This window comes from Micromonospora maritima (assembly GCF_902825405.1).
GTDB lineage: Bacteria > Actinomycetota > Actinomycetes > Mycobacteriales > Micromonosporaceae > Micromonospora > Micromonospora maritima.
This window is the reverse complement of sequence record NZ_CADEAU010000548.1, coordinates 1-3,319: the sequence shown is the minus strand read 5'-3', so window position 1 is coordinate 3,319 and position 3,319 is coordinate 1. Positions and strand designations below refer to the sequence as shown.

General features: G+C 74.1%; 3 protein-coding genes and 1 pseudogene. 1 reads left to right on the top strand and 3 read right to left on the bottom strand.

Features of this window, described 5'->3' with window-relative positions; all coding sequences use genetic code 11:
- Together HUW36_RS28815 and HUW36_RS28810 are read right to left on the bottom strand one after the other, a co-directional pair.
- Positions 1–192, bottom strand: a pseudogene (locus tag HUW36_RS28815) (acetyl-CoA carboxylase biotin carboxyl carrier protein subunit); the annotation flags it as partial.
- A gap of 23 nt (positions 193–215) precedes the next feature.
- Entirely contained in the window at positions 216–998 is a 783-nt protein-coding gene (locus tag HUW36_RS28810; RefSeq protein ID WP_174530998.1) for a 3-oxoacyl-ACP reductase, read from the bottom strand.
- Positions 999–1,207: 209 nt separating this feature from the next.
- Here HUW36_RS28810 and HUW36_RS28805 point away from each other — a divergent pair, with 209 nt between their 5' ends.
- A complete protein-coding gene (locus HUW36_RS28805) occupies positions 1,208–1,639 on the top strand; it encodes a nuclear transport factor 2 family protein (protein ID WP_174530997.1) in 432 nt (143 codons plus the stop codon).
- Positions 1,640–1,686: 47 nt separating this feature from the next.
- Here the strand turns inward: HUW36_RS28805 and HUW36_RS28800 are convergent, their stop codons facing one another.
- A complete protein-coding gene (locus tag HUW36_RS28800) occupies positions 1,687–3,054 on the bottom strand; it encodes an acetyl-CoA carboxylase biotin carboxylase subunit (RefSeq protein ID WP_174530996.1) in 1,368 nt (455 codons plus the stop codon).
- Positions 3,055–3,319 lie beyond the last annotated feature (265 nt).

Genomic DNA, 3,319 nt, shown 5'->3' with positions numbered 1-3,319 from the left:
CGGTGCCACCGCCACCGGCGCGCCGACCGTCGCCCACTCCGCCTCCAGGGTCAGCGCGCCGGCCCGGATCCGCAGCGCCGTCGGCGGCCGGGGCAGGTCGGCGAGCAGTCGTAGGGTGCTGCGCCGGACGGCGTCCAGGGCGGCGGTCAGGTCCGGCTCCCGGTCGGTGCCGTCGTCGTTGTCTGGGCTCATGCCAACCTCTTCCGGTCCGTCGCTCAGTAGTTGCCCAGCCCGCCGCAGACGTTCAGCGCCTGCGCGGTCACCGCCGCCGCGTCGTCGTGCACCAGGTACGCGACCATCGCGGCCACCTCCTCGGGCCGCACGTAGCGACCGATGGGCACCCGCGTGGTGATCCGGTCGAACGTCTCCTCCTCGGAGACCCCCCAGATGTCGGCGTAGTGCTCGCGTACGCGTTGCGCCATCGGCGTCTCCACGAACCCGGGGCAGACCGCGTTCACCGTGACGCCGGTGCGCGCCAGCTCCAGCCCGAGCGCCTTGGTGAAGCCGACCACGCCGTGCTTGGAGGCCGAGTACGGCGCGGCGTGCACCACACCCTGCTTGCCGCCGGTCGACGCGATGTTGATCACGCGCCCCCGTCCGCGCGCCAGCATGCCGCCGGTGGTGAGCGCCGCCTTGGTCATCAGGAAGACGCTGTTGAGGTTGGTGTTGATCACGTCCAGCCACAACTCGTCGTCGATCTCGGCCGTCGCGCCGCCCCCGCTGCGCCCGGCGTTGTTCACCAGGACGTCCAGCGGGCCGTACCGGGCCACCGCGGCGGCCACGAACCGGCGTACGTCGGCGGGCACCGACACGTCGCACACCTCGCCGTCGGCGTCGAATCCCTCCTCGACGAGGCTCTTGACCGTCGCGGCCAACTCCTCGTCGTGCCGTGAGCAGATGAAGACACGGTGCCCGTCCCGGGCCAACCGCCGGGTGACGGACAGCCCGATGCCACTGGTCGCCCCGGTCACGACTGCGACCGGCTGGGTTCTCTCCACGGTCCCTCCACGGGCCACTCGGTTCGGCGGATGACCGTCCGACCTTCGCGCGGCGGGCTCGAGCCGGCGTCGAACCGGCCTGGAACGCCCGGCCGCTGGCCGCGTTCTCGAGGACGGTTCGAGCCGGGCCGGGCACCGTGGGGCCGTGGTCGGCCGGGCCACGGCGGCGATCCGCCGCCGCCCCCTCCCAAACGCAGACGAGGAGCACGATGATCGGTACGCAGAGCCTCACCGACCTGTACGTCGAGGTCCAGCACTTCCACGCCCGCCAGATGCAGCTGCTCGACGGCGGCGACTTCCCCGCGTACGCGGCGACGTTCACCGAGGACGGCGAGTTCACCCACACCCCGCAGCAGCCGCCGGCCCGGGGCCGGGACGGCATCGTGACCGAGCTGAACCGGTTCCACGAGCGCTTCGCCGAGGACCCGGTGATCCGGCGGCACTGGTTCAACCAGCTCTGGCTGGAGCCGCGGGAGGACGGTTCGGTCCAGGCGACCTACTACGCGCTGGTGGTCACCACCCGGCCCGAGCGGAACGTGACGATCGCACCGAGCTGCGTGGTGCGCGACGTGCTGGTCCGCGACGGCGAGGGCAACCTGCTCGTCCGCTCCCGCACGGTGGACCACGACCGACTGGCCTGAACCGGGCCCGGCCCCGGGGCGACACGCCGTCGCCCCGGGGCCGTCGGTCACCGGTCCGCCGCCACCGCCTCGGCGCCGAGGAGCCGGTCCACCAGCGCGGTGTCGTGCTCGGCGGCCCGGAACAGCGGATGGTCGACCACCCGGCGCAGGAAGTCCCGCGTGGTGGCGATCCGGGGCCCGGTCACCCGGGTCTCGTCCAGGGCCCGCAGCATCCGGGCGATGGCCGCGTCCCGGTCCGGCGCCCACACGACCAGCTTCGCCAGCAGCGAGTCGTAGTTCGGCGGGACCCGGTAGCCGGGGTGGGCGTGCGTGTCGACCCGCACGAACGGCCCGGACGGGGCGACGAACTCCTCGACCACCCCGGGGGTGGGGGCGAAGTCCCGCTCCGGGTCCTCGGCGTTGAGCCGGCACTCGACGGCCACCCCGCGGGGACGGATGTCGTCCTGGGTCAACCCGAGCCGCTCCCCCGCCGCCACCCGCAACTGCTGCTGCACCAGATCCACCCCGGTGACCATCTCGGTCACCGGGTGTTCCACCTGGATGCGGCAGTTGACCTCCATGAAGTGGAACCCGCCGTCGGGGTCGACGAGGAACTCGAAGGTGCCCGCCCCCACGTAGCCGACCGCCCGCGCACCGGCCACCGCCGCCGCGCCCATCCGCTCGGCCAGCCCCGCCGGCAGGCCCGGCGACGGCGTCTCCTCGACCAGCTTCTGGTGCCGGCGTTGCACGCTGCAGTCCCGCTCGCCGAGGTGGATCGCGTTGCCGTACGCGTCACAGAGGATCTGGATCTCGACGTGCCGGGCGGAGCGCAGGTAGCGCTCGACGTAGACCCGGCCGTCGCCGAAGAGCATCTGCGCGGTGGCGCTGGTCCGCCGGTGCACCTCGGGGAAGTCGGCCGAGCGGGTCACCACCTGCATGCCCCGCCCGCCGCCGCCGGCCACCGCCTTGACGATCACCGGGTAGCCGATCCGGTCGGCCAACGCGTGCGCCTCCTCCGGGCCGAGCGGGTCGAGGCTGCCCGGGAGCAGCGGCAGGCCCGCCGCCTTCATGATCGCCCGGGCCGAGCCCTTGTCACCGAGCTTCGCCATCACCTCCGGCGGCGGACCGACGAGCACGATCCCCTCGGCCGCGCAGGCCTCGGCGAAGTCGGGGTCCTCGGAGAGGAAGCCGTACCCGGGGTGGACGGCGTCCGCCCCGCAGCGCCGGGCCGCCTCCAGCACGGCCGCCGCGCACAGGTAGCTCTGCCGGGGCGGCGGCGGTCCGATGTGCACCGCCTCGTCGGCGAACCGGACCACGGCCGAGTGCCGGTCCGCGGTGGAGTGCACGGCGACCGTGCGGATGCCCAGCTCCCGGCAGGCACGGGCGACCCGGAGGGCGATCTCGCCCCGGTTGGCGATCAGGACGGTACGGAACACGGCTCTCCCTCGTGCGCTCCACGACGCCCGGTCGGGCGGCGACGGTGCCGACGGACCCGGGTCGGGTCGGTCGGCGACGATCCGGACGGTCAGCGGCGCGGGCCGGTCATCGACCGCAGCTCCGACTCGACGGTCAGCGCGGAGCCGTACTGGCGGAACCGGCCCCGACGGTCGGCGCGCAGCTGCGCCGGCGTGAGGTCGTCGAGGTCGCGCAGCGCCTCCGCCACGGCCCGGCGCAGCGTGTCGGCGGCGGCCGACGGGTCGG